Genomic DNA, 26888 nt, shown 5'->3' with positions numbered 1-26888 from the left:
GCCGTGCACGAGCACGGGTCACCGGGGGGCCGCCACCGCGGCCAGCGACGTGGACAGCGCGCGACGGGAACGGGCGGACATGAAGCCTCCTTGCCCCAAGCAGCCGCCGGTACGTGCACTCTACGAGGGACGCCTGATCGGGTGACACAGGCAACATGAAGGTGATTCGGCAGGGTGCTCCGACCACCACGGTCCCCACGGGACTACGGTGTTTCCTCGGGGCCGCGCTGTCACGCGCGGTGGTGCCCGGATTCGCAGAAGGCGCCCTGGGTGGGGACTGGAGGTGTGCTGTGCGATTGGTCCGGCTCGGCGACATGACCTCCGAGGTGGGTGCCGACGTGCGCGCCGCGCTGGCGTCGTGGGGGCGCGCGGACTCGGTGGTCGGTGGTGTGGCGTTGCTCGGCGCACGGCCGCCCGGGTGCCCGCGCCCGGTCGACGCGATCCTGGTGCTCCCCCGCGGCGTGGTGATCGTGGTGGGAGTCGACCTGCCCGATCCGGCGATGCGCCTGGAAGCACCGCTCACCGGACAGTGGCGCACCGACGGCTGGCCGCTGGTGCGCCCGGACGGCCCGGTCAACCCCGCCGTCGAGGCGATCGAGGCGTCCAGCGCGATCGTCGCGCGGCTGCAGTCCGAGCGGGTCGAGCCGCTCCCGGTGACCACGGTGATCGCGGTCGGCCCCTACGTGTCACAGGTGTCGCAGCCGACCGCGGACCTGGTGCGCGGCGTGCGCGTGCTGCACCCGGAGCCGACCACACTGCTCAGTGCCGCGCGCCAGCTGGCGACCTACGAGCGCCCGTGCACGGTGGAGCGGGCCCGCGGTGTGCTCGCCGCCCTCGTCCCGGACGCGCCCGAGCAGCCGGTGGCCGACCTGCTCACGGAGGGATTCTCCGACGCGGTGTCCGCCGACCTGTCGATCGCCAGCACCACGTTGATCACCAAGGTGTCCGACGAGGACAGATTCCCGCCGAGCCGGCCGGCGGTCGAGCACAAGGGCAGGGGCGTGCGCTGGCTGCCGATCGCCGCGGTCGCGCTGGTCGGGCTGCTGCTGATCGGCGGCATCGCGGCCGCAATCGCCTCCGGTGGCGGCGAGCCGCCGGCAAGCCCGCCGACCGGTCAGTCACCGGTCAACGCGCCCAAACCCGTGCCGCCGCAACCGGTCGCGATCGCCGTCGACGGGCTGGACTTCCTGCCCCGCGGCGAACTGCGTGGCAACGACTGCGCCACGCACGCCGTCGGCGACCTGCGCACCTGGCTGGAGCGCAACATGTGCGACCGCATGATCCGATCGCGGTTCGAGGTCACGGTGGACGGCCGGCGCGCCGCCGTGCACGTGGTGCTCGTGCTGTTCCCCGACGACAAGTCGGCGATCGAGTTCCGCAAGACCGCGGACACTCCCGGCGCGGGCACGGTGCCGGACGCGGCGGCCGAGGGTCTGCCATGGCCGGACGACGCGCGGCCGTCGTTCGACTCGGCCGCGTACGGCAGCGTGGTGCAGGGCACCGGCGCCCGGCTCGCCCTGGCCGCGTGGGTGGATCAACCGTCCACTTCGGACGATCCGGTGCTCAAGTCGCTCGCCGGGCGTGCACTGAAGATGCCGCTGGCCGGCTAGTCCCCCGCGTCGTCGACTCGTCGGTTGTCGCCGGTGACCGCCGGGCGCTGCGGGATCTTGTCCGCGTCGGCCGGATCCACCTTCTCCAGCGAGCCGTCCGCGGCGGCCTGTGCGACGGCGCGCATCGCGGCCTGCGCCGACCGGATCTGCGCCTGCTCGTGCCCGGCGCCCATGTCACTCAACTCGAGCAGCACGCTCGCGCTGCCGCGCAACCCGTACGCGTTGCGCGCGATGCCCTCGTAGTCGCCGCCGGGGTACTGGCTCACGTTGCCGCCGCCCCCGTCGATCGCGCGTTGCGCCACCACGGTGACCTGCTTGGCCGCGTTCACGGCCTCCGGCGTGACATCGGGGTGCGTCGGCCACATCACCGATGCGGTGACAGGACGGTAATCGCCCTGCATGTGGTAGTCGATCACGATCTCCGGCTTGAACTCGGCGTAGGCGCGCTGGATGTGGCCGGCCTCGGTCGCCGGGTTGTCGTCCGGCGCGACGTCCGGGTTGTGGTACCGGTTGAGGTCGTACCCCTTGCCCTTCTCACCGAACTCGGGATCGGCGTCCGGCGCGTAGTTGTACCGCCAGTCCCGCTGGTGGCCGTCCGGGTTGTCACGCACGATCACCTCGATGGTGACCTTGGAGCGCAGCCCTTCCTGGTCGGGCGCGCCCACCTCGCGCAGGAACTCCACCGCCGCCGGAGTGCCGAGCGGCTCGTCACCGTGCTGCTGGGTGACGTACTGGATCCGCAGCAGGCCTTCGCCGACCCGCGCGGCCCACACCGGCCGGTTCTCGTTGCTCCTGCCGATGTCGCGCACCGTGATCCGCCCCGCGCTGGTCTCGGCCAGATCGGCGAGCATCTCGGCGAGCTTCTCGTTGGACGGCCGGGGATCGACGTCCTGTGTCACTGCGGCGTCGGCGGGCAGGGTGAGCGTGGCGGCCGTGACCGCGGTCAGTGCCGCCAACACGGAGAAAGTGCGCATACCAGACAACGTGACACCGCACACACTTCGCCACAACCGTCGATCGCATGGACTTGCTCAGCGCGCCACCAGGTAGCCGAGCACGAGCGCGCCGCTCCCGACGACAAGACTGACCACGACGTTGGCGAGCGCGGCCCGGTAGGCCCGCGTCTCGATCAGCCGCACGGTCTCGTAGCCGAACGTGCTGTATGTGGTCAGCGCGCCGCAGAAACCCGTGCCCAGCAAGGACATCACCGGCTGCGGCAGCGCGCCGCCCACGCCGGCGAGCGTGCCGAGCACCAGGCAACCGAGCACGTTCACCGACCAGGTGCCCCACGGCACCGTCGACTCGTGCCGCGCCTGCACGGTCCGGTCGATCAGATAGCGCAGCGGTGCGCCGACCGCCGCGCCGAGCATCACCAGCAGCGCGGTCACCGCAGCGCCCGCCCCAGCATCAGTCCACAGTAGACAGACAGCAGCGCGCCGATCAGCGTGCTGGCGACATACCCGGCCGCCGTCCCCCACGCGTGCGCGGCGACGAGCTGGCGGGTCTCCTCGACGTAGGCGGAGAACGTGGTGAACCCGCCGAGCACGCCCACCCCGGCGAACGGGCGCAGCAGCGGGTGCGCCTGTTCGGTCTCCGCGACGAACACCATCAGCACGCCGATCAGCAGGCAGCCGGCGAGGTTGATGCCGAACGTCGCCCACGGGAACGCCGCGCCCGGGTGCGGAAACGCCGCGGAGATCCCGTAGCGCGCGACCGCGCCGAGCGCACCACCCGCGGCGATCGCGGCCGGCACGTGCCACCGCTCGCGAGTCAGCTCATCGCGCTGGTACTCGTCATGCAGGTCGACGTCGGGGTCGACGGCCTCGAACGGCCGACCGTCCTGTGTGGACACTCACGCCTCCGGCAGGTTCGCCGGCGACGGTCGGGCCCACTCCCCCAGATCGCGGATCGCTTGCCGCACAGACGGATGCGGGCCGAGGAACGGGTTCACGCCCCGGGTGGCCAGCGCCGCGGTCCGCAGGGTGCGCAACATCGCGGTGGCCACGGCGTCCGGGTAGGCGCGGTGCCCGTAGAGCCGCCGGGCCCAGGCGGGCAGCAGCGAGTACGCGAGGTGGCCGATCACCGGCTCGTACACTGGCAGCCCGAGGCGCAGCCTCCCGGTGACCGGCGGCCGGTGCAGGTAGTCATAGATGCCCTGGGAGTCGTCGGTGTGCCGCAGCGCCGGGCGCGTCGACGCGAGGTAGGCGTCCATGGCGGTGACCGAGCCGGGCACCGCCGCGGGGTCGAGGCCGACCAGCGCGGCGGTGGCGCGCTGCTCGTCGAGGTACCGGTCGGCCTGCGCGTCGGTCAGCGGATAGCCGGCCCGGCGCGCGACGTCGAGGAACGAGTGGACCTCGGCGCAGTGCACCCACAGCAGCAGATCGGGCTCGTCGACGCGGAACGTGCGCCCGGTGTCGGGATCGGTGGCCCGCAGCGAGGCGTGCACCCGGCGCACCCGCGCGGCGGCCGCCTCGATCTTGTCGCGCCGGCCGTACACGCCGACGGTGACGAACTCGGCGGTGCTCACCAGGCGGCCGAGCGGGTTGGTGCGGTAGTCGGAGTTCTGCACGACGCCGGCGACCGTGCGCGGGTGCAGCGCCTGCAGGTACAGGCTCGCGATGCCGCCCAGCCACATCGACGGATCGGCGTGCAGCTGCCAGGTCACCGAGCGCGGCCCGGCCAGCCCGTACGTCGTCTCCCCGATCGTCTCCGCGGACGCGACGGCGTGGCTCATGCCCCCAGGATGACACGATCACGCCGTGCGATTCGGAATCTTCCTGCTTGCCGGCCGGTTTCCCGGGCAGACCGACGCGGAGGCGCTGCGCCGGGCCGCCGACGCCGTGGTGACCGCGGAGCGAGCCGGGTTCGACGACGCGTGGATCGCCGAGCACCACTTCATGTCCTACGGCGTGTGCCCGTCCGCGATCACCTTCGCCGCCACGCTGCTCGGCCGCACCGAGCGGATCACCCTGGGCACCGCGGTCAGCGTGCTGTCCACCACGCACCCGGTCGCGCTCGCCGAGCAGGTGGCGCTGCTGGACAACCTGTCCGGCGGCCGGGTGCATCTGGGCGTCGGGCGTGGCGGGCCGTGGGTCGACCTGGAGGTGTTCGGCACCGGGATCGCCCGCTACGAACGGGATTTCGCCGAGTCGCTCGATCTGCTGCTGCGCGCACTCACCGACGAGCGGATCTCGGCGGACGGGCCGGCGTTCCGCTTCCGCGAAGTGCCGATGGTGCCGCGCCCGCACACCGTGCCGCACCCACCGGTGACCGTCGCGTGCACCTCTCAGTCCACTGTGGACATCGCGGCGGCGCGCGGACTGCCGATGCTGCTCGGCATGCAACTGGACGACGAGGAGAAGGCCGCCATGGTGCGCCGGTACGCGGCGCGCGCGGCCGAGGCGGGGCACGATCCGGCCGCCGTGCCGCACGTGTCCGCGGTGCTCGCGCACGTGGCGGACAGCGCGGACGAGGCCCGCGCACAACTGCTCGGCGCGATGCCGGGCTGGTTGCGCACGGGCCTCGCCGGCTACGTCACGGTCGACGGCCGGCCCCGCACGATGCGGGACCCGCACGAGTACGCCGAGCAGCTCTGCTCGCTGCACCCGGTCGGCACGGCTGACGAGTGCGCCGCCGCACTGTTGGACAGCGCGGAGCGAACCGGCATCCGGCACGTGATCGCCATGGTGGAAGGCACCGGCGACCACGCGCTGACCAAGCGCACGATCGAACGACTCGGCTCAGCTATCAGCAGTCGCGCAACTCGGGGCTCTGGTTGAGCAGTTGGTTGCGCGGGGAGATGAACGCCCGATACTCGTCACTGTCCACGGCGGACGGGCGGAACGCCGCCACCCGGTGACAGTTCTGGAAGGCCAGCTTCACGCCGAAGTGGCGCTCCAGGCCACCACGGATCGAGTCGGACGCCAACGCGCGCAACAACTGCCCACGCTCGACCTCGCTCGGCGGTGGCGTCTCGTTGTCGGCGAACGGCGCGGTTCCGGCGTTCAGGTCGGTGACCACCGAGCTGAACACCTTCCACGCGTAGGGCAGCGAGTCGCGGACGCAGGCGACGAACTCCGCGTCGTCCACCTGACCGGCTTCGGCGCGCTGCAGCAGTTCCGGCGAAACATCGAGTGACACGGACATCCACTCCTTCTGTCGCGATCGAAATTCAAGTGCTATCGGCTATGCGGGTATATGACAACCGTCGTCACTGAGTCGGCGTAGCCAGCCGCCAGGCGAGTACTCCGTCCGGGCGGTCCGGTACCGCCGTGAATCCGGCGTCGGCCAGCTCCGCGTCGAGCCGGTCGTCGGACATCACGTACGAGTCGAACTCGGCGGTCTCCTCGCGGACGATCTCGCCGCCCTCGTGCGTGCGGTAGGTCATCGCCCACAGAACCCGTTGCGTGTCAAGGACTCTCGCACGCATCACGGTGTCGTAGTACCGCCGCCCGAGCCGCCTGCCCTCGGCCACCGTCGGCGGGACGTCGACCGGCTCCTGGATGAACTGCGCGTCCGCGATCACCAGCCCGCTCGGGGTCAGCATGCCGGCCCAGTGCCGCCACAGCCGGGCCCGTTCGTCCGGGCCGAGGTGGGTGAGCACGTTCAGCACGACCACGGCGTCCACCGGTGCGCCGACCCGCGCGGTCAGCCCGTCCTCGGGCAGCACGGTCACCACGTCGGCGGCCTTCGGCAGCCCGGTGAGCCGGGTGGCCAGCGCCGCGCGCATGGCCGGCGACGGCTCGACGGCGAACAGCTCGCCGCCGTCGGGCAGCAGCGCCAGGATCTCCTGGGTGAACCGTCCGGTGCCCGGGCCGATCTCCACGATCGTGCGCGCGCCGGGCAGCAGCGCCCGCAGGCCGGCGGCCAGTGTGTCGTGGATCGACGACGGGAAGATCAGATCGTAGTACTGGGCGTTCACCTGGTAGCCGGCATCCGACATGTGGACGAGCCTACACGTTACTGGAAATCGTTGTCGATACTTACCAGGGAACGGACCCGTTCACCAATGCGTCGAATCGTCGATCAGCCCCGAGGGTGGTGCGGCCCGCGGGCAGAGGGGAACTGTGATGACGGCGCCGAACAACCAACCGCCCTGGCCGAACCAGATGACCGGCGGGCACTACTGGGCATCGCCGCCGCCCCCGCCACGGCGGCGTGGACGTCTCGTTCTCGGCATCGCCGCCGCCGTGGTTCTCGCACTCGCCGCCGGTCTGGTCACCTGGCTGACCTGGCCGTCGCCGCAACAGGAGCAGGACCCGAAGCGGGCCGATCGCACCGCGTTCGACCAGGCGCTGAGCGAGCTGGCCGCCACGCCCGCCGTCCGGTTCCGCAACGACCGGTTCGACATGAAGATGACCGACTCGGGCTACGGCATCGGCACGATGAGCCTGCTCAACCAGAAGTTCGGCGTGATGACCGTCGACGGCAGGCTGTTCATCAAGCCGCCCAAGGGTTTCCTGCCTCCCGGCGCCGGACGCTCGGTCGAGCCCACGGCCATCGAGGGCAAGTGGATCACCGGCGAGGACGCGCTGTTCGGCCCGATGCTCGAACAGGTGCTGTCGCCGAGCGCGCTGGCCGGTGACTTCAAGGCGGCACTGGACGACACAGGCGACGACAAGTTCCCGCGCGCCGACGCCCCCGGCACGACCGTGGACGGCAAGCCCGCGCTGACGGTGACCACCGCCGAGGGCCGGCTGGACATCACCAAGGACGAGCCGCACCGGGTTCTCCGCTTCACCAAGACCGCCGAACTGCCACCGGGAATGCCGCAGGTGCCCGGCATGCCGCAAATCCCCGGCATGCCCAGCATTCCCGGCCGGCCGACGCCCACGTCCGAGACGCCGAACGAACCGGAGTGGCTCGCCGCCCAGCAAGCCTCACCAGGCGAGACCGACCTCACCGGTCTCGAAGGCCCCGAACTCGACGCGACCTACGACGAGCTGCGCACCGAGGCGCGGCAGTTGGCCAACGCCGTCGACACCAGCATCCAGTTCGACCTCCAGGGTTCGGCGACCGTCAACTGCGGCGGGGGCGGCTGCGGGGTCACCGCGACCGTGAACAACACGGTCACCGCGAAGGGCACGATCTCCGGCGGCCAGGTCGCCGCCACCATGACCGCGACCGTGCAGATCGACGGCCGCCCGGCCGGCAGTTGCGTCGGCTCGGCCGTCATGGCGCCCAACAGCGGCGGTCAGATCAGTTGCTTCAACCCGGGCGCCGGCGGCGTGTTCACCGCGGTCGAGGCGCAGAAGCGGGCGGCCGCCCAGGCGCAGTCCGCGGCGTCCGGCGGCCGGCCGGTGCCGTACACGATCATGACCACCGGCATGGCCGACATCGTCGCCACCGCGCAGGTCAACGTGCAGCAGATCATCGACAAGCTGGACCGCGACCAGCGCGACGGCTGCGGGCCGAACAGCTTCCTGCCCGGCACCCGGGTGCTGATGGGCGACGGCGGCGCGAAGGCCATCGAGGCCGTGCGCGTCGGCGACCAGGTGCTCGCGGCCGATCCGGCGACCGGTCGGCAGGGGCCGCATCCGGTCACCGACACGATCACCGGCGCGGGCGCCAAGAAGATCGTGGACCTGCGGATCGGCGACAGCACAATCTCCGCGACCGACAACCACCCGTTCTGGCTGCCCGGCGCCCGCGCCTGGGTGACCGCCGCCGACCTGCGGCCGGGCAGCGCCTTGCGCACCTCGTCGGGCACCTGGACGCAGATCACCGCGGTGCGCACGCGCGCGCTGGACACCCGGGTGCACAACCTCACGGTCGACGGGTTGCACACCTACTTCGTGCTCGCCGGTGACACGCCGGTCCTGGTACACAACGACTCGGCGCCGAGGCCGAAGAAGTGCAAGACACCCACCAGCACGACGTCGGTGAAACCCAGCGGCACGCCGACCACGACGACCACGATGCGCGGCGCGTGCGGCGTGAAGCTGGACAAGTCGATCACCGTGGCCAGCGGTCAGGTCGGCAAGCGCGCCTGGCGGATCGACGTGGAGAACGGGGCACCCGGCGAACGTCCGGGCAGCCTGCACGTGCAGCTGGACAACGTCACCGGCGCCACCCGCTACGAGTACGACTCCGCGACGGGCAAGTTCTTCACCGCCGACGGCATCCCGCTGCCGAATAAGATCCAGAAGGACATCGACCAGAAGGCGCAGGCGGGTATCCGCAAGGCGCTCGAGCAGTACCTCTGCGAGAAGAAACCATGATCGCCAGCCGGCCCGCGGCGCGCTATCTGGACCACGTGGACGCCGCCATCCCGCTCCCCGAGCGCCTCGAGGAGCGGGTGCGGCGTGCCTGGCGGGTACTGGAGCCGGACGTGCTGCTGTGCACGCCGACCCAGTACGACCCGGCCAACGCCGGCCGCTACTTCGACGCGACCGCGATCGAGTGGGAGTTCAACAAGATCCGGGTGGACGTGGACGACCTGCCGGCCGACTCGTGGCGCGAGACCGCGTTCCTGCGCGCGTACGCGGTGGCCGTGCGCGCGCTGCGGGCGGCGCTACTGGCCGATCCCGGCCGACCGTTCCGCGCGATCATGACCGTGAACGACGATCAGCTCAGCGCCGCGACGGTCTGGTTGTTCACCGAGCGCGAGGGTCAGTGGCCGGCGGACGGCTGGGCCGACTCGACCGGCACGCCGGTGGTGATCCTCTCCGGGGGCGATGTGGGCGTCTGACGCGGCGGCGTGACCCTGGTCAGCGCGACCCCGGCGAGCACGATCGCCATGCCGATGATCACTCGCACGTTCAGCGCCTCGTTCAGGAAGACCGTGCCGAGCAGCACGGACACGACGGGCAGCAGATAGCCGACGGTCGAGGCGGCAACCGCGCCCTCGTCGGCGAGCAGGCGGTAGCTCAGCACGAACGCGAACCCGCTGGAGAACACGCCGAGCACGATCACCGCGATGGCCGCGGTCCAGTCCAGGTGCACCGGTGCCGTGCCGCCGAACGGCATGACCAGCGTGATCATCCCGGTCGCGAGGATCATCTGACCCGCCGACAGCACCACCGGCGAGGTGCCCGTGGCGGACAGGTACTTGCCCTCGTAGACGAACACCACGCCGTAGCTGATCGAGGCCATCAGCAACGCGAACGCGCCCCAGGAGATCAGCCCGGACGCCTGCCACGGCGCGAAGATCAGCAGCGTGCCGGCGAGCCCGACGAAGAAGCCTATCGTGCGCATGGTGGTCGGCTTCTCGGTGCGCCACAGCCAGGCGACCAGCAGCGCCCACAGCGCGGACGTCGAGTTGATCACACCGGTGACACCGGAGTCGACGGTCTGCTCGCCGATCGCGAACAGCAGGAACGGCATCGCGTTGTGGAACAGCGCCGCACCGGCGAGCAGCAGCCAGATCCGCCGGCCGCGCGGGAACCGGTCGCGGTAGGCGAACACCAGGACGGTCAGCACGAGCGAGCCGAGCAACAACCGCCCGAACACGAGCTGCACCGGCGAGAGCGCCTCCAGCCCGAGCTTGATCCACAAGAAGCTGGATCCCCACATCAGCGCGAGCGCACCCATCCGCAACAGCGTTCTCGCCTCGCCCACCCGCACTCCTCCCGTCGCGCCCGGCGTCCAGTCTCACCGCGGCGAACCGTTAGGACAAGCGACTAATTCTGAGTGCACCTGTTAGCAAACCTGTAAGGTTGATCGCATGTTGGACGTCCGGCGGCTCCAGGTGCTGCGTGCCGTGGTCAGCAGCGGGTCGATCTCGGCCGCCGCCCGCAACCTCGGCTACACCCCGTCCGCGATCAGTCAGCAACTGTCCACTTTGGAACGGGAGGCCGGCGCCGCCGTGCTGGAGCGGGTCGGTCGCGGTGTCCGCCCGACGCCGGCCGGCACGCTGCTCGCCGAGCACGCGGAGATCCTCGGCCGTCAGGTCGCGGAGGCGGAGGCGGCGCTCACCGAGCTGAAACAGAGCCGTGGCGGGCGGCTGTCGGTGCGCTACTTCGCCACCGCCGGCGCGTCGCTGGTGCCGCCCGCGGTCGCGGCGCTGCGGCGCGCGCAGCCGGATCTGCACCTGGACTTGAAGCTGGTCGAGCCGGACGATCCGCTGCCGCTGGTCGCCTCCGGCGAGGCGGACGTGGCGATCGTGGTGTTCCCGCGCCCGGAGCCGCCGCCTCGGGGTGTGCGGCTGGTGCACCTGCTCGACGACCCGTACCGCGCGGTGGTTCCGGTCGGGCATCCGTTGTCCCGCAAGCGAATCGTCGACCTCGCCGATCTCGCGGACGAGCCGTGGATCGGCAACGAGTGGCCGCCGGGGCCGTGCCTGCACGTGCTCGTGGAGGCGTGCGCCGCGGCCGGGTTCTCGCCGACCATGGTGGTCGAGTCGGAGGACTATCAGACCGCGCAGGGGTTCGTCGCCGCCGGCCTCGGCGTGACCGTGATCCCGGTACTCGCGCTGGGCAACCGCAATCCCAAGGTCGTCGTGCGCCGGCTGCGCAACCCCGAGCCGGTGCGCGTGATCCACGCCGCCGTGCGCGAATCGGCACTCGAACGCCCCGCCGTGCGCACCCTGCTCGCCGAACTCCGCGCCGCCGCAGTGGCCTGACGCCGGGTTTGCCGGTCTTGAAGACCACACCGCCCCCGGTTTGCCGGTCTTGAAGACCTACAAACCGGGGGCGACGGAGCCGGGTGTCACAGCGCTTTGAGGTCCTCCGTGATCTCGCCGACGGAGGACTTGGCGTCGCCGAACAGCATGGTGGTGCGCGCGTCGTAGTACAGCGCGTTGTCCACGCCGGCGAAGCCCGGGTTCATCGACCGCTTGAGCACGATCACCGAGCGCGCCTGGTTCACCTTCAGGATCGGCATGCCGTAGATCGGCGAGCCGGGGTCGGTGTCCGCCGCCGGGTTGGTCACGTCGTTGGCACCGATCACCAGCGCCACGTCGGTGCGCGCGAACTCGCCGTTGATGTCCTCCATCTCGCGCAGCCGCTCGTAGGGCACGTCGGCCTCGGCGAGCAGCACGTTCATGTGCCCCGGCATCCGGCCGGCCACCGGGTGGATCGCGTAGTAGACCTCGACTCCCTTGTCCCGCAACAGATCCGCCATCTCGCGCACGGCGTGCTGCGCCTGCGCGACGGCCATGCCGTACCCGGGGACGACGATCACCTGGTTGGCGTAGGCGAGCTGGATCGCGGCGTCCGCGGCACCCGTGGAGCGCACCGTCCGGTCGCCCGCGTCGACCGCGCCGGCCACCGCCGTGCCACCGAACCCGCCGGCCACGATCGCCGGAATCGAGCGGTTCATCGCCTTGGCCATCAGGTTGGTCAGGATCGAACCCGACGCGCCGACGATCATGCCGGCGACGATCAGCGCGGTGTTGTCCAGCGCGAGCCCCATCGCGGCGGCGGACAGCCCGGTGAACGCGTTCAGCAGCGAGATCACCACCGGCATGTCCGCACCGCCGATCGGCAGCACCACGGTCACGCCGAGCACGCCGGACGCGACCAGCAGGCCGATCATCAGCCACTCCGACCGTCCACCCGCGACGACCGCCACACCGCACCCGAGCGCGATCACCAGCAGCGCCAGGTTCATCGGCTGCTGCAGCTTGCCGATGCCGATCGGCCGGCCGGGAAGGAGTTCCTGGAGCTTGCCGAACGCGATGTTGGAGCCCCAGAACGAGATCGACCCGACCAGCGCGGCGAACAGCGACGCGATCGCCACGTACGCCGGCTCGTGCTCGAAACCGTGGTCCTGCCGGAACTCCACCCACGCGATCAGCGCGACCGCACCGCCGCCGACGCCGTTGAACAGCGCCACCATCTGCGGCATCGCGGTCATCTTGACCTTACGCGCGGCGGGAACTCCGACCGCGGTGCCGATCGCCAGGCCGAGCACGATCAGCCACCAGTTGCCCATGCCCTCGGTGATCAGGGTGGCGATCACGGCCACACCCATACCCGTTGCGGCGAGCCAGTTTCCGCGCACCGCGGTGCGCGGGCCGGTCAGCCCCATCAGGCCGTAGATGAACAGTGCGAACGCGATGATGTACAGGCTCTGGACGACCGTCTGGCTCACGTTTCGGTCCTCTGGGGACGGTCCTTCTCCTTGAACATGGCCAGCATCCGGTCAGTGACCAGGAATCCGCCGACCACGTTGATGGTGCCGAACGCGATCGCGACCACGAGCAGGATCTTGTTCAGCGCACCCTCCGCGCCGATCCCGAGCACCAGCAGCCCACCGAGCAGCACGATGCCGTGGATGGCGTTGGTGCCGGACATCAGCGGGGTGTGCAACGTGTTGGGCACCTTGGAGATCACCGCGAAGCCGACGAATCCGGCGAGCACCAGGATCGCCAGGTTCTCCACCAGCATTCAGTCCCCCTCCCTTCGGGTGACGCACGAACCGGACACGATCTCGTCGTCGAAGTCGACGGCCAGCGCGCCGTCGGCGTTCACCAGCAGTTCGACCAGCGCGGACACGTTGCGCGCGTACAGCTCGCTGGCGTGCTCGGGCATCTCCGACGGCAGGTTCAGCGGGGCGACGATGGTGATCCCTTCGGCGTTGACCACCTCACCCGGCACGGACAGCTCGCAGTTGCCGCCGGACTCGCCGGCCAGGTCGATCACGACGCTCCCCGGCCGCATGTCGCGCACGGCGCCGGCGGTCACCAGCGTCGGCGCGCGCCGTCCCGGCACTTGTGCGGTGGTGATCACGACGTCGAAGCCGGTGATCGACTTGGTCAGCCGTGCCTGCTGTTCGGCACGCTCCTCGTCGGTCAGCTCACGGGCGTAGCCGCCCTCGCCGGTCGCGTCCAGGCCCAGATCCAGCCACTGCGCGCCGACCGAGCGGACCTGGTCGGCCACCTCGGGCCGCACGTCGTAGCCGGTGGAGTGCGCGCCGAGCCGTTTCGCGGTGGCCAGCGCCTGCAGCCCGGCCACACCGGCGCCGAGCACCAGCGCCTTGGCCGGCGGCACGGTTCCGGCCGCGGTGGTCAGCATCGGGAAGAAGCGCACGGAGTGCTGCGCGGCCAGCAGTGTCGCCCGGTAGCCGGCCACGTTGGCCTGCGAGGACAGCGCGTCCATGGACTGCGCGCGGGAGATCCGGGGGATCGACTCCATGGCGAACGCGGTGACGCCCGCCTCGGCGAGCCGCGACGCGTTCTCCGGCTCGGTCAGCGGCGCGAGGAAGCCGATCAGCACTCCCCCGTCCCGCAACCGGCCGATCTCCTCGGGGGTCGGCGGCGCCACCTTCACCACGATGTCGGCCGACCACGGCTCACCGAGCGTGGCACCCGCCTTCTCGTAGGCGGCGTCCGGAATCAGCGCGCCGGCGCCGGCCCCGGGCTCGACGGTGACCCGCAAACCCTTGGCGCGCAGGCGTTCTACGACTTTGGGCACCATGGCGACCCGCCGCTCACCCGCGGCGGATTCGACTGGCACTCCGACGACAACAGAGTCGTTCACACCCGGTGTTCTACCACTCGCGGTGACCGCGCGTCTTCCACCGACCGGCGGCCGTGTCCAGATCTTGGCCTAAACAACAACAGGGAGACAGATTTATGAGCGCCAGACAGCCATTCCCAGAGCGATCAACCGAAGCTGCTTCTCGGCGGACTCGACGACCTCCCGCTCGTCGTCCGCCTGATGCGGGTCCACCTCCAGCAGGGCCAGCACGATCGACATCATCGCGGCGACCATCAGATCGGCGGCCATGCGCAGGTCGTCGGCGGAGAACGCGGTCAGCGCCGGCATCCGCGCGAAGTCGGTGGCCAACTCGCTGGAGATCAGCTTCAACTCGGTGGCGATCGCCCTGCGCACGTCCGGCACGCCGCCGTAGCGCTCCCGGCTGACGTACCGGAACTGGGCGTCGTGCGCGCGCACCTGCTCCAGCAGGGTGGTCACCGAGCTCTTGATCAGGTCACTGGTGGAGCGCCGCCCGCGCGCCTGGCGCAGCCCGCGCCGCAGCGTGCGCATGCACTCCTCGGCCAGCGCCACGCCGAGGTCTTCCATCGACGCGAAGTGCCGGTAGAACGCCGTCGGCACGATCCCGACCTCGCGCGCGACCTCGCGCAGGCTGAGGCTGGCCAACGTCCGGTCGGCCAGCAGCCGCAGCGAGCCGTCCAGCAGCGCCTGCCGGGTGCGCAGCTTACGCGCCTGCCGGCTGCCGGTGGCCCCTTCGACGTCGGACGACATGCGGTTGAGAGTACGCACGTGCACCACTTTGCTCATGCCGTCACCTGTTTTCCACGTCACAGACTCCCTTGCTTGACAGCGTGCCCGAGTCGCGCTGCACTTGTCAGTGTACAGCTGTACACCGAATCTACATTGGACTCGACTCGAGGAGGGCGCCGCGGATGCCCGGACTGAAGCTGCTGGAAGCTCTGACGACGCCGCACGGCCTCGACCGCTACCTCGAACTGGTCAACCCGATGCTCACCGTGCGCGAACTCCGCGCTCGGGTGACAGACGTTCACCGGTCCACCTCGGACACGGTCACCCTCACGCTGCGCCCCACCCGGCAGTGGCGCGGGTTCAAGGCCGGCCAATTCGTCAAGGTGACGGTAACCATCGACGGCGTGCGGCGCACCCGCTGCTACTCGCCGTCGTGCTCGCAGTACCGGGCCGACGGCAAGATCGAGCTGACCATCAAGGCGCACCCGGAGGGCCTGGTCTCGCAATACCTGCACCGCGCGGCGCGGCCGGGACTCGTGATCGGGTTGTCCCCGGCGGACGGCACGTTCTCGCTGCCGGACACCCGGTCGGACCCGCTGGTGCTGATCTCCGGCGGCAGCGGGATCACGCCGGTGCTGTCCATGCTGCGCACGCTGGTCGACGAGGGGCACGCCGGCGAGGTCGTGTTCCTGCACTACGCGTACACCGAGCACGACGTCCCGCTGAAACGCGAGATCGAGCGGCTCGCCGAGGGCCGGCCCAACATCCGGCTCGCGTTCGCCTACACCGACGCGCCCGGCACCGGCGATCTCAACGGGTTCTTCTCGGTGAAGCACCTGCGGGCCGTCGCGCCGAGGTTCGCCGAGGCGCAGACGTACCTGTGCGGCCCGCCCGGGCTGATGAAGAGCGTGCGCCAGCGGTACAAGCAGGCCGGCGTGAGCGAACGACTGCACACCGAGGACTTCGCGCCGGCACCGGTGGCCGCGGTCGGCACCGCCGGCGGCACCATCCACTTCGGACGCTCCGGTACCAGCGCGACCAACACCGGTGCCTCACTGCTCGAGCAGGCCGAGGCCGCCGGACTGACGCCGGAACACGGCTGCCGCATGGGCGTCTGCTTTTCCTGCACCCAGATCAAGAAGACCGGATGCGTGCAGAACCTGCTCAACGGGAGCACCTCGTCCGAGGAGGACGAGGAGATCCAGTTGTGCATCAACACTCCGGTCGGCGACGTGACCATCGAAATCTGACACAGTCCACAATGGAGGACGATCATGGCTGACACCCCCGTCCGCCTTACGCCGCAACAGTTCGAGCAGCTCGGCAAGGAGCTCGACGAACTGCGCCAGCGCGTGATGGCCGACCTCGGTGAGCAGGACCGCAAGTACATCTACGACATCATCAAGACCCAGCGCGGGCTGGAGGTGGCCGGACGCGGGCTGCTGTTCCTCGGCTTCTTCCCGCCGGCCTGGATCGCCGGCGTCGCGGCGCTGTCGGTGTCCAAGATCCTGGACAACATGGAGATCGGGCACAACGTCATGCACGGCCAGTACGACTGGATGCGTGACCCGGCACTGAACTCCAAGATGTTCGAGTGGGACACCGCGGCGCCCGCGGAGAACTGGCGGCACTCGCACAACTACATCCACCACACGTACACCAACATCCTCGGCAAGGACCGGGACATCGGCTACGGCATCCTGCGGATGGACGAGGACCAGGAGTGGCGGCCGTACTACCTGGGCAACCCGGTCTACGCGTTCCTGCTGATGCTCCTGTTCGAGTGGGGCGTGTGGGCGCACGACCTCGAGATCGACCGCCAGCTCAAGGGCGAGACCAAGTGGTCGGACTACAAGGGTGTGCGCAAGCGCATGTGGCACAAGGGAATCAAGCAGGCGCTCAAGGACTACGTGCTGTTCCCCGCGCTCACCGGTCCGATGTTCGTGTCCACGCTGGTGGGCAACGCCACGGCGAACCTGATCCGCAACATCTGGGCGTTCAACATCATCTTCTGCGGCCACTTCCCCACCGGGGTGGAGAGCTTCACCGAGGAGGAGACGGAGAACGAGACCAAGGGCGAGTGGTACCACCGGCAGATGCTCGGCTCGGCCAACATCACCGGCGGCTCGCTGTTCCACGTCATGGCCGGCAACCTCTCGCACCAGATCGAGCACCACCTGTTCCCCGACATGCCGGCGCGGCGGTACCCGCAGATCGCGCCCGAGGTGCGGGCGATCTGCGAGAAGTACGGGCTGCCGTACAACACGGGCGGGCTGACCAAGCAGCTCACCTCGGTCGCGGCGAAGATCTTCAAGCTGGCGCTGCCGAGTCGCAAGAAGCCGACCACGCCGCCGTCCAGTAACGTGAGGCCATTGAAGTCCGTTGCGGCGTAGGGGAAGCCACCATGGTCAGCAAGTCGGAGAACACCAAGGACACCGTGCAGGTGCTCACCGAGTCCGCCGCCTCGCACGTCGGCCGGATCGCCACGATCATCACCGGTGCGGTGCGCGACGTGGCCAGGGAGGTCGGTGACTGGGCCACCGACATGTTCGAGATGCGCGACGCCGCGCGCCGGTCCCAGGAGGACGACGACGCGCGGCGCGCACCCCGGTCGGAGAAGTAGCTAGCCATGTTTGGCAGGTTCACCTACCCCATCCACGGAAGGTGACCCGCCGGGCGCGTCCAGGTGGATGAGCTGAGCTACATCGGGTCGTGTGATGGGAGCGACTCGTATTGGGCATACTCGAGCGGACGCCAACACACGTCCCGGACGCGGGTGTCCCGCATCAACCGAGCGCCGCCTGGGCGTGCCCTACGGAACCACCCACGCAACTTCAAACAGGCACCGTCCTTAGCGGCCCGACGTTGCGTAGGCGCGGCGGGCCCAGGCGTACCCGGCCAGCAGTAGGCCGGTGCACCAGAGCACGGCGGCCAGTCCGCTGTTTCCGATCGGCGTGCCGGTCAGCAGTCCGCGCATGGTCTCGATGATCGGCGTGAACGGCTGGTTGTCGGTGAACCACCGGATACCGGCCGGCATGGTGGACGCCGGGGCGAACGCGCTGCTCATGAACGGCAGGAACAGCAGCGGGAAGGCGGCGAAGCTCGCCCCCTCGACGGTCTTCGCCTTCAGCCCGAACGCGATCACCATCCAGGCCATCCCGAGAATGAGGAACGCGGAGAGCAGGACCGCGAGCACCCATTCACCGAATTCGGCGTTCGGCTCGAAACCCATCAGCAACGCCACCAGCGTGATGACCGTGACGCCGGCCAGGGTCCGGATCAAGGCTCCGCCGGCGTGCCCGGTGAGCACCGAGGCACGAGAGATCGCCATGGTGCGGAATCGGTCGATGATTCCCTGAGTCATGTCGTTGTTGACGGTGATCGCGGTCATGCTGACGCCGTACGCGATCGTCATCGTGAGAATTCCCGGGAAGACGTACTGGACGTACTCGACGCCGACGTTGAACGCTCCGCCGAAGATGTAGACGAACATCAGCAGCATGATGATCGGGAAGAACACGGCGTTGAACAACGTCGACATGTTCCGGACCGAATGCCGCAACTGCCGGCGCAGCATCGTCAGCGAATCACTCATCGGGTGAATGGTGGCCGTGGACATCAGACGGTTTCCTTTTCCTGCTGGGTGTCAAGGGTCGGGTGGCCGGTGAGGGCGAAGAAGACGTCGTCGAGGTCGGGTGTGTGCACTGCCAGCGAGGCGTTCTCGACCCTCGCGTCCCGCAGGCGGTCGAGCAGCGCGCGGACCGAGGCGACGTCACCGTCGCTGGGCACCTGCAGGGTCAGTGCGGCCTCGTCCACCCGCCCGCCGTCGAGCACCCGCGCCGCCGCGCGCAGCGCCAGCGTGTCGGCGAACCGCAGCTCGACATGGCCACCGGGGATCAGCTGCTTGAGCTGAGCCGCGGTGCCCTGGGCGACCAGCTTTCCGTTGTCCAGCACGGCGATCCGGTCGGCGAGCTCGTCGGCCTCGTCGAGGTACTGAGTGGTGAGGAAGATCGTCACACCGTCCGCTGCGAGGCCACGGATGATCTCCCACATGGTGCGCCGGCTGCGCGGGTCGAGCCCGGTGGTCGGCTCGTCGAGGAAGATCACCCTCGGGTCGCCGACCAGCGTCATGGCCAGATCCAGCCGGCGCCGCATGCCGCCGGAGTACTGCGCCGGCGATTTCTTGGCGGCTTCGGCCAGGTCGAATCGCTCCAGCAGATCCTCGGCGCGCCGGCGGCCCTCCCGTTTTCCGAGATGGTTCAGCTCGGCCATCAGCCGCAGGTTCTCCCGGCCGGTGAGCATGTCGTCGACAGCGGAGAACTGTCCCGTGACGCCGATCGAGGCGCGCACGAAATTGGGATCGGTCGCGAGGTCGTGCCCGTCGATCCACACTTCACCGGAATCGGCGGGAATGAGCGAGGACATGATCTTCACGGCTGTGGTCTTTCCCGCGCCGTTCGGGCCGAGCAGCGAGTAGATAGAACCGGCGGGAACGACGATATCGATTCCGTCGAGTACGAGCTTGTCGCCGAACGACTTGCGCAGGCCGGTCGCCTCGATGGCGGGTCGGATTTTCATGTCGACTCTTTCTTCGATGTTTCGAGACAGGGGTAACCGGAACCAGCACCCTCAGGTGCGGCTCGGAGCGAAGTGTTTTGTGCGTGCGTCAGCGCCGCGATAAACGCCTATCGCGTCTTATCGGTGCGATCAGAAATCAGATGTCGAGATCCTCGACGGCCGGGTATTCGGCCGCCTTGGCCACCATGTCGTACAACTGGTCGGGCACCAGGTCGCGCAGTTCGTCGAGCGTGTCGACGACCTCCAGCACGGCCTCTCCCGCCGTGGAGCCCCAGCTCTGCTGTGTCATGCCGAGCACGGCTCGCCAGTCCGTCCAGCTGATGTCCTTGCCTTCGGCGGTCTTCCAGCTCCAGTCCTCGGACCGCTCGATGTGGACGGCGTACCGCCCCTTGCGCGTCCGGTAGACCTTGAACTCCTCGACTCGCCCCTTCACCTGGTGACCCAGTTCGGCGATCAGGACACCGGCGAAACGCTGTTTCCGGCCTTTGCCGGGGCCCACCCGAACGGTGATCTCCTCGAAGCCGCTCTGACGGCCCTCCTCGATCTCGAGGTAGCGCCGCAGTGCCGCCGAGATCGCCGCGGACAGGCTGCCGCCCGTCAACTCCTGCGCCCGCTGATACAGCGGCAGGTCGTCGTCGGACACATAGATCGTCTTGTTCGGCACGTCGGCATCGTAACCTCCCTTCGGTGGGAGACTATACGTATACATGTACGTAGACGTCAACGCCGCAGCTGGCAACGGTGAACACGCCCATACCCGACGATCAGCGGGTCCAGCCGATCGCGTGACCTACCTAACCTCCGGTGAGGCCCTCGATACAGGGAGGTACGCACATGTTCCGACGGACAGTTGGCGCACTGGTGATTGGCCTGATCGCGCTGGTCGGCGTGGCGGTGACGCCGACTGCGGGCGCCACCGAAGCGCGCCCGGCCGTGATCACCATTACCTACGACGACAGCCAGGCGCAGGAGTACACCGCCGAGATCACCAAGGCGATCCAGAACTGGAACGACAGCGTCGACAACGTGGAGATCAAGAAGGCCAGCGGCGGACAGGCCACCGTCACCTTCATCTCCGACCCGGGCTGGCCTCGGGCGGAGATCGGACCGGCTATGCCCGGCGACAGCCTGCGCATCTGGATGGGCAAGCAGGCCGTGGACGAAGGGCACGACATCACCAGGATCGCGGCCCACGAGTTCGGCCACAGCCTCGGCCTGCCCGACACCAAGCCCGGGCCGTGCTCGCAGCTGATGTCCGGCAGCACCGGTGGCGTGGACTGCAAGAACGCGTTCCCGGACGCGCAGGAGAAGGCCGCGGTGGAGAGCAACTACCAGAACCTGCGCGCCGCGTCCCACGCCCCGCGCGTCGTGGTGGTCGGCTAGTTCTCGTTCTCGGCGATGACCACCTGGTAGCGGTCCGGATCGCAGAGTGGAAGTTCCCGGCGGGGGCCGGGGGTGCCGTCACGGATCTCCCCCGGTTCCCAGCCGGCATCGACGAGCCGCGCCCGCAGCGCGGCGAGATCGTCGGTGTAGGCGTAGAAGAACACGCCCTGACGCTCGTGCTCGATCGGATCACTGGCCAGGGCGAGCATCAGGTTCGCGTCACCGTTGGACAGCCACACCCACGTCGTCCGGCCGTTGTGCTCGTGGGTCTCGTCGACCGTCAGCCCGAGCATCTCGTAGAACGCGATCGACGCCTTCAAATCGGCCACGTGCACGAACGGCACCAAGCCGGTCACCTTGTCGGTCATATCAACGAGGGAACCATAGCTTCGATCAGGTGTGGGCCCGGCTCGGCGAGTGCGCGAGAGAACTGCTCGGCGAGTTCCTCCGCCGTGGTCGCCCGACTGGCCGCGACGCCCATGCCCTGAGCGATCGACACGAAGTCGAGGTCCGGGCGGGACAGGTCGAGCAGATCGTTGGCCTTCGGGCCGGCCCCCTCCGCGCCGACACGCTGCAATTCCATCCGCAGGATCGCGTACGCACCGTTGTTGATCAGCACGGTGGTGACGTTCAGGTTCTCCCGCGCCATGGTCCACAGCGCCGAGATCGTGTACATCGCGCTGCCGTCGGCCTGCAGGCACACCACCGGACGGTCGGGCGCGGCCACCGCGGCACCGACGGCAACCGGCAGGCCCTGGCCGATCGCCCCGCCGGTCAGCGTGAGCACGTCGTGGCGCGGTGCGCCGGCCGTGGTCATCGGGATCATCAGGCCCGAGGTGTTCGCCTCGTCGGACACGATCGCGCCCTCGGGCAGCAGCGCGCCGATCACCGGCGCCCAGTTCTGCGGTGTCAGCTCACCGGCCGGCAGCTCGGGGCGTGACGCCTCGGCGAGTACCGGCTTCTCTTGTGCCGCAACGAGATCGGCCACGCTCTCCAGTGCGCCCGGCACGTCCGAGCCCAGTTCGGCGAGCACGTGCACCTGGCAGCCCTCGGGCACCAGGCCGCTCGGCTTGCCCGGGTAGGCGAAAAACGACACCGGCGCCTTCGCGCCGACCAGCACGAGGTGCTTGATGTCGGTGAACTGCCACTGCACCTGCTCGGCGAGGTAGCCGAGCCGCTCGATCGGCGGCAGCCCGGCGCCGCGCTCGATCCGCGCGGGGAACGTCTCGGCGAACAGCTTGGCGCCGGTGGCCTGGGCGATCCGGCTGGCCGCGAGCAGGCCGCGCTCGCGGGTGGCGCCGTGGCCGAGCAGCACGATCGTCGGCTCGCCGGAGCCGAGCACCTTGGCCACCGCGTTCACGGCCTGGTCGTCCACAGTGGACGGTGCGGGCGCGGTGGCGCCGGCCACCGCCACTCCCCCGTCGCCCCAGGACACGTCCGCCGGCAGCACCAGGTTCGCGATCTGACCGGGCGGGCTCATCGCGGCGGCCACCGCGTCGGCGGCGTCCTGGCCGACCGCGCCCGGGTCGGAGGACCAGCGGGTCCAGCCCTTGGTCCAGCCGGACAGCGCGTCCACATCGGACTCGAGCGGCGCGTCGAAGCCCTTGTGGTAGGTGGCGTGGTCGCCGATCACGTTCACGATCGGGGTGTGCGCACGCCGCGCGTTGTGCAGGTTCGCCAGGCCGTTGGCCATGCCGGGGCCGAGGTGCAGCAGCGTCGCCGCCGGCCGGTCGGCCATCCGCCCATAGCCGTCGGCGGCGCCGGTCACCGAGCCCTCGAACAACGCCAGCACGCCGCGCATCTCGGGTACCGCGTCGAGCGCGGCGACGAAGTGCATCTCCGAGGTACCGGGGTTGGAGAAGCACACGTCGACGCCGGAGTCCACCAGCGTCCTGATCAGCGACTGTGCGCCGTTCATCTTGTTGTCTCCCAACGGTTCTACTCCGCTTCAACGTCTTGTCTACAAATCCGGCGTTCCTACCAGCCGCACCTAAGGGGCGCCGTGACGGCGGCCAATCACGGTGACAGACCAATCGTGACCGTCTCCTCGAAACGCGACAATACTGGGAAATTCCGGGGAGGCGGGCTAGAACAAGACGCCGGGGTTGAGCACGTCGTTCGGGTCGAACGCCTGCTTGATCCGCCGCATCAGATCGATCTTGACAGGGTCGGTCAGTTCGAGGAAGTGCGCCTTCTTCTCGTGGCCGATGCCGTGCTCGCCGGAGATCGCGCCGCCCAGCTCCATACCGGCGGCGAACAGGCCGTGCAGCACGCGGGACCGGATCTCGGCGTCTTTCTGGAACACCGCGAGGTGCACGTTGCCGTCGCCGGCGTGCCCGCAGCCGACCACGAACGTGCCGTTGGCCTGGGCGATCTCGGTGACCTTGGCGAAGAACTCGGGCAGCGCGGCGCGTGGGAGCACGGTGTCGATGATGTCGTCCGCGCCGGCCGCCTTCGCGGTGAAGAAGGCCTTCTCGCGGGCGTCGATCAGCCGCCGCGCGGACGGGCCGGGCAGCACGTAGACGTCCAGCGCACCCAGCTCGCCGAGTTGGGCGCCGACCTGCTCGACGTCCTCGTCCAGCCGCTCCTGGGACCGGTTCTCCAACATGATCACCAGGTACGCCTGCGCGGATTCCCTTATCTCGTCCGGGATTCCGAGCTGCAGGTCGTTGGTATGAGTGATCGCGCCCATCGTCATGCCGTCGATGTACTCGAGAATGAGCGGGCCGACCCCGCTGCCGACGATCTTCGGCACCGCGCGGGTGACCGCGTCCAGATCGCTGAACGGCGCGAGCACCGTGTTGGTCAGCGGCAGGCGCGGCTGGAGCTTGAGGATCGCCTCGGTGACGATCGCGAGCGTGCCCTCCGAGCCGATGATCAGCTGGGTCAGGTCGTAGCCCGTGCTGGCCTTCACGAACCGCCCGCCCGTGGTGATCGTCTCGCCGGTGCCGAGTACGGCGGTCAGCCCGAGCACGTGGTGGCGCGTGACGCCGTACTTGATCGCGCGCATGCCGCCGGCATTGGTGGCGACGTTGCCGCCGAGGCTCGCGGACAGCTCGCCCGGGTAGACCGGGTAGACCATGCCGACCTCGGCGGTGCGCGCTTCCAGTTCGTGCAGCGTGACGCCGGGCTGGACGATCGCGACGTGGTTCTCGGTGTCGATCTCCAGGATCGAGTTCATGCGTTCGAAGGAGATCAGGATGCCGTTCTCCCGCGGAACGGCCGCGCCCGAGAGCCCGGTCCCCGATCCGCGCGCGGTCAGCGGGATGCGGTTCTCGTTGGCCAGCTTGACGATCGCGACCACTTCGTCCGATGTGGACGGTCGGATCACGTAGGCGGGGGTGACGCCCTCGGCGCCCAGTGCTTCGTCGTGCGTGTAATCCTCGCCGATCGCGTCGCCGGTGAGCACGTGTTCCTTGCCGACGATCTCCGCCAGCGCGATGTCGACGTCCACCATGGGCCACCTCCAGGACTCCCCACGAGCCTAGTACCCACCACCGAACATGAGAAGCGCTCAGCTTTGGCGGCAGTCTCGTGTGCACTGCTTGGCGGTCATCGCATCGGCGAACAGATCATGATGCAGACCGTTGAAATACACATCCGTGTGAATCGACTCCCCGCACGACGCGGTCAACATGTGCAGTCTGCGCACCTCACCGAGATCAGCCGCACTGATCGGCATCCACACCCCGTCGACCTTCGCGTACAAATCCCGGTGCCGCACATGCAACCGGATCCCCTTGTCCAACCACCCCGCCACCGCCCACGGATCAAACAACGCGGCACGCGGCCGCCTGCGCGCCCGATACGCCGGATCGCTTGGCCCACAACCATTCCCGCGATACTCGTCATAGACATGCCAATGCACGACCGTGTACTGCCACTCATCCGACGGCAACGTGTCATCGTGCCCCTTCACCACACCCGCCCCGCACACACCCGACACGTCCGACGCGGCCCACAAATCATCGGCGCCGGCACAAACCGCACCCCGCACAACGCCTCGTACTCGTTGCGCACATCCGCCATGCCGGCCACCATCTCCTCATCGGTGACCGCATGATCAACCCGCCCACGCATGCTCGTCACCCAGATGAAGTACAACCGGCTCTTCTGCCGCATCTCCCTGCTCCCGACCTTCAGTTCGAATGTCGGCGACGCTAGGACGACGCACGTTCAGATAGCCATGAGTTTGCTATGATTTGCTTGAACCTAGCCCGTTAGGTTGACGAACTTTGACATGTCTTACCTGTTCAGAGCACTCTGATGGCGTCGAAGCAAACTGACGCACAGTCAGGGAGAACCGATCATGCGACTCACGTTTCTCGGCAAAGAGACCCAAGGCGGAGGCTCGCCGACGTTGTTCGCCACCGATCGTCAGAGCTACGTGGTGCAAGGCTGGAAGGTCTCCGAGCGGACCGACTGCGTGGAGATCCCGCAGCGGCTGTTGGGACACCTGGAGCCGGGTACGTGCGTTGGCGGGTCGCTGCGCGACACCGGAAGAGGCAGCTTCGTGCTCTCGGGACAGCCGGTCACGGACCACCAAGTTCTCAAGCAAATCGCGATGCCCGATCACGAGACCTGCGTCGAGGTCACCAAGAAGCCAGCACCAACGGAAGGGAGCGGGACTGTTGCAGCTACTGCAGGGTGACGCGTTCGATGAGCTGTTCCGCAGCTTCGACAACGAAGCGTTCCACCTCGAAGTGCAGGACTCCTACGACACCCCGGAGGAATTCGAACCATTCCAATTGTTTCTGACTGGGCGGCCTGACGACTTCGCATGGCATCAGCCTTGGTTGAACCTTGTTCGCGAAGCCGCGGACGCCGGCAAAGCCATCACGCGGGTCCGAGTGGTCACCGTGCCACACGGCGACTACACCCGCTGGGGCCTCACCGTCGCCGAACACAACATCGCCGCCGGCGAGGACATCCGATGGCTGCCCCGACATCAGATCACCAGCGACCACCTACCGGCCGACGACTACTGGCTCTTCGACGACAAGCTCGTCGTCTTCACCGTATTCGAACCCAACGGACAATTCGCCGGCGGCGCGGCAACGACCGACCCGACAATCGTGTCCCACTGCCGCACGATACGAGACCACGTGTGGAAGGCGGCAATTCCGCACAGCGACTATGTGGTCGGCGGCGATGCCCCGGCACAGAGAGACGCGCGGTGACGAACTCCGTCCACCAAGCACGGGAAGCACTCGGCCACCGCCTGCGTGATCTCCGCAAGGACGCGGGGCTCAGCGGGCGACAACTCGCGATGCTCGCCGGGTGGCACAGCTCCAAGATCTCCAAAATCGAATACGGCAAGCAATCGCCGTCCGAGAACGACATCGCGACCTGGTGCCAACACACACAGGCCGACGATCACCTGGCCGATCTCATCGCCACCGCACGGCACATCGAGGCCATGTATGTCGAATGGCGCCGGACCCTGCGCGCTGGCACGAAACGCCGCCAGCGCGCTTCTGTTGAGCTGGAAGCGCGAACCAGGTTGATGCGGTGGTACGAACCACAACTGGTACCAGGGCTCCTGCACACCGCCGAATACGCTACCGCAGTGATGGCTCGGGTGATCGATTTCTACGAGATTCCCGACGACCTCGACGCCGGTGTCGCCACACGCATGGAACGCCAACAGATTCTGTACCACGGCGATCACCGGTTTCACTTTGTGCTCGCTCATCAAGCGCTGCACACGATGGTCGGCGATGCAGCCGTGATGATCGGTCAGCTCGACCGGCTGCTCGCGGTCATGTCTCTACCACGCGTCACACTCGGCGTTATCCCGCCCGGCACACACTATCGCGTGCCTTCCAATCAGTTCATCATGTTCGACAGCCATGTGGTGCAGGTCGAGTCAATCTCAGCTGAACTCACGATCCGACAGCCACGAGAAATAGCCCTTTACCACAAGGCCTTTGACGAACTCGCATACCAAGCCGTCTACGGACAACAAGCGCGCACACTCATCTCTGCCGCATTGGATAGTCTACGAGAAAGCGAATAGTCCGGATGGCCGGAGTAGCCGCGTGAACCTGTACCTCATGATCTGTGGCGCCGGACCCGCCGACCACATCGCACACATGATCGACCTCGCCAAGGCCCGAGACTGGGACGTGTACAGCGTGGCCACCCCCTCAGCCGTGGAACACTTTCTCGATCTCGACGCACTCGA

The 26888-nt window shown here is 68.7% G+C and carries 30 protein-coding genes; 12 read left to right on the top strand and 18 right to left on the bottom strand.

The features are described 5' to 3' along the window. Positions 1 to 290 precede the first annotated feature (290 nt). Positions 291 to 1610, top strand: coding sequence for a hypothetical protein (locus EV193_RS13410; protein WP_130344448.1), 1320 nt, complete (start codon positions 291 to 293; stop codon positions 1608 to 1610). Here EV193_RS13410 and EV193_RS13405 read toward each other — a convergent pair. From EV193_RS13405 to EV193_RS13390, 4 genes are read right to left on the bottom strand one after another with little or no spacing between them, the layout of a single operon-like run. Then, a complete protein-coding gene (locus EV193_RS13405) occupies positions 1607 to 2584 on the bottom strand; it encodes a M14 family zinc carboxypeptidase (protein ID WP_130344447.1) in 978 nt (325 codons plus the stop codon). The genes EV193_RS13410 and EV193_RS13405 overlap by 4 nt on opposite strands. Before the next feature lie 57 nt (positions 2585 to 2641). Next, a complete protein-coding gene (gene crcB, locus EV193_RS13400) occupies positions 2642 to 2998 on the bottom strand; it encodes a fluoride efflux transporter CrcB (RefSeq protein WP_130344446.1) in 357 nt (118 codons plus the stop codon). After that, positions 2995 to 3462, bottom strand: coding sequence for a fluoride efflux transporter CrcB (gene crcB, locus EV193_RS13395; protein ID WP_130344445.1), 468 nt, complete (start codon positions 3460 to 3462; stop codon positions 2995 to 2997). The genes crcB (EV193_RS13400) and crcB (EV193_RS13395) overlap by 4 nt, the downstream gene beginning before the upstream one ends. Further along, a complete protein-coding gene (locus EV193_RS13390; protein ID WP_130344444.1) occupies positions 3463 to 4344 on the bottom strand; it encodes an oxygenase MpaB family protein in 882 nt (293 codons plus the stop codon). It abuts the gene before it with no gap. A gap of 25 nt (positions 4345 to 4369) precedes the next feature. Between EV193_RS13390 and EV193_RS13385 the strand changes: the two genes are divergently transcribed. Next, the gene (locus tag EV193_RS13385; protein WP_130344443.1) at positions 4370 to 5389 is read left to right on the top strand and encodes an LLM class flavin-dependent oxidoreductase; all 1020 of its coding nucleotides are present in this window, start codon (positions 4370 to 4372) and stop codon (positions 5387 to 5389) included. Here EV193_RS13385 and EV193_RS13380 read toward each other — a convergent pair. Next, positions 5358 to 5750: an SCO5389 family protein gene (locus tag EV193_RS13380; RefSeq protein WP_130344442.1), complete on the bottom strand. Its 393-nt coding sequence runs from the start codon at positions 5748 to 5750 to the stop codon at positions 5358 to 5360. The genes EV193_RS13385 and EV193_RS13380 overlap by 32 nt on opposite strands. A gap of 70 nt (positions 5751 to 5820) precedes the next feature. Continuing rightward, positions 5821 to 6552, bottom strand: a complete 732-nt coding sequence (locus EV193_RS13375; RefSeq protein WP_130344441.1) for a class I SAM-dependent methyltransferase — start codon at positions 6550 to 6552, stop codon at positions 5821 to 5823. 127 nt (positions 6553 to 6679) lie between these two features. Here EV193_RS13375 and EV193_RS13370 point away from each other — a divergent pair, with 127 nt between their 5' ends. Both EV193_RS13370 and EV193_RS13365 read left to right on the top strand, forming a co-directional pair. After that, a complete protein-coding gene (locus tag EV193_RS13370) occupies positions 6680 to 8830 on the top strand; it encodes a polymorphic toxin-type HINT domain-containing protein (protein WP_165401345.1) in 2151 nt (716 codons plus the stop codon). After that, on the top strand, positions 8827 to 9300 hold the full coding sequence (locus EV193_RS13365; RefSeq protein WP_130344439.1) for a hypothetical protein: 474 nt from the start codon (positions 8827 to 8829) through the stop codon (positions 9298 to 9300). The genes EV193_RS13370 and EV193_RS13365 overlap by 4 nt, the downstream gene beginning before the upstream one ends. On the opposite strand, the gene EV193_RS13360 is transcribed toward EV193_RS13365, so the two are convergent. Beyond that, entirely contained in the window at positions 9222 to 10169 is a 948-nt protein-coding gene (locus EV193_RS13360) for a DMT family transporter (RefSeq protein ID WP_130344438.1), read from the bottom strand. The genes EV193_RS13365 and EV193_RS13360 overlap by 79 nt on opposite strands. Positions 10170 to 10275: 106 nt before the next feature. Here EV193_RS13360 and EV193_RS13355 point away from each other — a divergent pair, with 106 nt between their 5' ends. Next, positions 10276 to 11172, top strand: a complete 897-nt coding sequence (locus EV193_RS13355; RefSeq protein WP_130344437.1) for a LysR family transcriptional regulator — start codon at positions 10276 to 10278, stop codon at positions 11170 to 11172. 86 nt (positions 11173 to 11258) lie between these two features. On the opposite strand, the gene EV193_RS13350 is transcribed toward EV193_RS13355, so the two are convergent. From EV193_RS13350 to EV193_RS13335, 4 genes are all read right to left on the bottom strand, one after another. After that, complete coding sequence (locus EV193_RS13350; RefSeq protein WP_278044177.1) at positions 11259 to 12644, bottom strand: NAD(P)(+) transhydrogenase (Re/Si-specific) subunit beta; 1386 nt, start codon at positions 12642 to 12644, stop codon at positions 11259 to 11261. Then, entirely contained in the window at positions 12641 to 12940 is a 300-nt protein-coding gene (locus tag EV193_RS13345) for an NAD(P) transhydrogenase subunit alpha part 2 (protein WP_165401344.1), read from the bottom strand. Before EV193_RS13345 ends, EV193_RS13350 begins: the two co-directional genes overlap by 4 nt. Further along, complete coding sequence (locus EV193_RS13340; protein WP_278044176.1) at positions 12941 to 14008, bottom strand: Re/Si-specific NAD(P)(+) transhydrogenase subunit alpha; 1068 nt, start codon at positions 14006 to 14008, stop codon at positions 12941 to 12943. A gap of 117 nt (positions 14009 to 14125) precedes the next feature. Continuing rightward, a complete protein-coding gene (locus tag EV193_RS13335; protein ID WP_242613360.1) occupies positions 14126 to 14761 on the bottom strand; it encodes a TetR family transcriptional regulator in 636 nt (211 codons plus the stop codon). Positions 14762 to 14922: 161 nt separating this feature from the next. Here EV193_RS13335 and EV193_RS13330 point away from each other — a divergent pair, with 161 nt between their 5' ends. The 3 genes from EV193_RS13330 to EV193_RS13320 are packed head-to-tail and all read left to right on the top strand — an operon-like array spanning position 14923 to position 17363. Then, positions 14923 to 15990: a ferredoxin reductase gene (locus EV193_RS13330; RefSeq protein ID WP_130344434.1), complete on the top strand. Its 1068-nt coding sequence runs from the start codon at positions 14923 to 14925 to the stop codon at positions 15988 to 15990. Between the two features lie 24 nt (positions 15991 to 16014). Continuing rightward, positions 16015 to 17133 (top strand): fatty acid desaturase family protein, encoded by a 1119-nt coding sequence (locus EV193_RS13325; RefSeq protein ID WP_130344433.1) that lies wholly within the window; start codon positions 16015 to 16017, stop codon positions 17131 to 17133. Positions 17134 to 17144: 11 nt separating this feature from the next. After that, positions 17145 to 17363 (top strand): hypothetical protein, encoded by a 219-nt coding sequence (locus EV193_RS13320; RefSeq protein WP_130344432.1) that lies wholly within the window; start codon positions 17145 to 17147, stop codon positions 17361 to 17363. A 228-nt stretch (positions 17364 to 17591) separates the two neighbouring features. Here the strand turns inward: EV193_RS13320 and EV193_RS13315 are convergent, their stop codons facing one another. The 3 genes from EV193_RS13315 to EV193_RS13305 all read right to left on the bottom strand — a co-directional run bounded on the left by EV193_RS13315 (position 17592) and on the right by EV193_RS13305 (position 19982). Beyond that, entirely contained in the window at positions 17592 to 18335 is a 744-nt protein-coding gene (locus EV193_RS13315; RefSeq protein WP_242613359.1) for an ABC transporter permease, read from the bottom strand. A 23-nt stretch (positions 18336 to 18358) separates the two neighbouring features. Then, positions 18359 to 19318, bottom strand: a complete 960-nt coding sequence (locus tag EV193_RS13310) for an ABC transporter ATP-binding protein (protein ID WP_130344430.1) — start codon at positions 19316 to 19318, stop codon at positions 18359 to 18361. Between the two features lie 136 nt (positions 19319 to 19454). Continuing rightward, positions 19455 to 19982 carry an EXLDI protein gene (locus EV193_RS13305; protein WP_130344429.1) on the bottom strand — a complete coding sequence of 176 codons (528 nt, stop codon included), beginning with the start codon at positions 19980 to 19982 and terminating at the stop codon, positions 19455 to 19457. A 170-nt stretch (positions 19983 to 20152) separates the two neighbouring features. Between EV193_RS13305 and EV193_RS13300 the strand changes: the two genes are divergently transcribed. Beyond that, the gene (locus tag EV193_RS13300) at positions 20153 to 20701 is read left to right on the top strand and encodes a snapalysin family zinc-dependent metalloprotease (protein ID WP_130344428.1); all 549 of its coding nucleotides are present in this window, start codon (positions 20153 to 20155) and stop codon (positions 20699 to 20701) included. Here EV193_RS13300 and EV193_RS13295 read toward each other — a convergent pair. The 4 genes from EV193_RS13295 to EV193_RS13280 form a co-directional block, all read right to left on the bottom strand. Continuing rightward, positions 20698 to 21069: a VOC family protein gene (locus tag EV193_RS13295; protein ID WP_130344427.1), complete on the bottom strand. Its 372-nt coding sequence runs from the start codon at positions 21067 to 21069 to the stop codon at positions 20698 to 20700. The genes EV193_RS13300 and EV193_RS13295 overlap by 4 nt on opposite strands. Next, positions 21066 to 22619 carry an acetolactate synthase large subunit gene (locus tag EV193_RS13290; RefSeq protein WP_130344426.1) on the bottom strand — a complete coding sequence of 518 codons (1554 nt, stop codon included), beginning with the start codon at positions 22617 to 22619 and terminating at the stop codon, positions 21066 to 21068. The genes EV193_RS13295 and EV193_RS13290 overlap by 4 nt, the downstream gene beginning before the upstream one ends. Before the next feature lie 168 nt (positions 22620 to 22787). Further along, a complete protein-coding gene (locus tag EV193_RS13285; protein ID WP_130344425.1) occupies positions 22788 to 24158 on the bottom strand; it encodes an FAD-binding oxidoreductase in 1371 nt (456 codons plus the stop codon). A 57-nt stretch (positions 24159 to 24215) separates the two neighbouring features. Then, positions 24216 to 24698, bottom strand: coding sequence for a hypothetical protein (locus EV193_RS13280; protein ID WP_130344424.1), 483 nt, complete (start codon positions 24696 to 24698; stop codon positions 24216 to 24218). Between the two features lie 312 nt (positions 24699 to 25010). Between EV193_RS13280 and EV193_RS13275 the strand changes: the two genes are divergently transcribed. Genes EV193_RS13275 through EV193_RS13265 form a run of 3 tightly spaced genes read left to right on the top strand, consistent with a single transcriptional unit; the run spans position 25011 to position 26720 of the window. Then, positions 25011 to 25352: a hypothetical protein gene (locus tag EV193_RS13275; protein WP_130344423.1), complete on the top strand. Its 342-nt coding sequence runs from the start codon at positions 25011 to 25013 to the stop codon at positions 25350 to 25352. Continuing rightward, entirely contained in the window at positions 25333 to 25881 is a 549-nt protein-coding gene (locus EV193_RS13270) for a DUF6879 family protein (protein ID WP_130344422.1), read from the top strand. The genes EV193_RS13275 and EV193_RS13270 overlap by 20 nt, the downstream gene beginning before the upstream one ends. Beyond that, positions 25878 to 26720 carry a helix-turn-helix domain-containing protein gene (locus EV193_RS13265; RefSeq protein ID WP_130344421.1) on the top strand — a complete coding sequence of 281 codons (843 nt, stop codon included), beginning with the start codon at positions 25878 to 25880 and terminating at the stop codon, positions 26718 to 26720. The genes EV193_RS13270 and EV193_RS13265 overlap by 4 nt, the downstream gene beginning before the upstream one ends. The last annotated feature ends 168 nt before the right edge of the window (positions 26721 to 26888 follow it).

This window comes from Herbihabitans rhizosphaerae (assembly GCF_004216555.1).
GTDB classification, from domain to species: Bacteria; Actinomycetota; Actinomycetes; order Mycobacteriales; family Pseudonocardiaceae; genus Herbihabitans; species Herbihabitans rhizosphaerae.
Note: the sequence above shows the minus strand (reverse complement) of the source record. Positions and strands in the feature narration are given on the sequence as shown.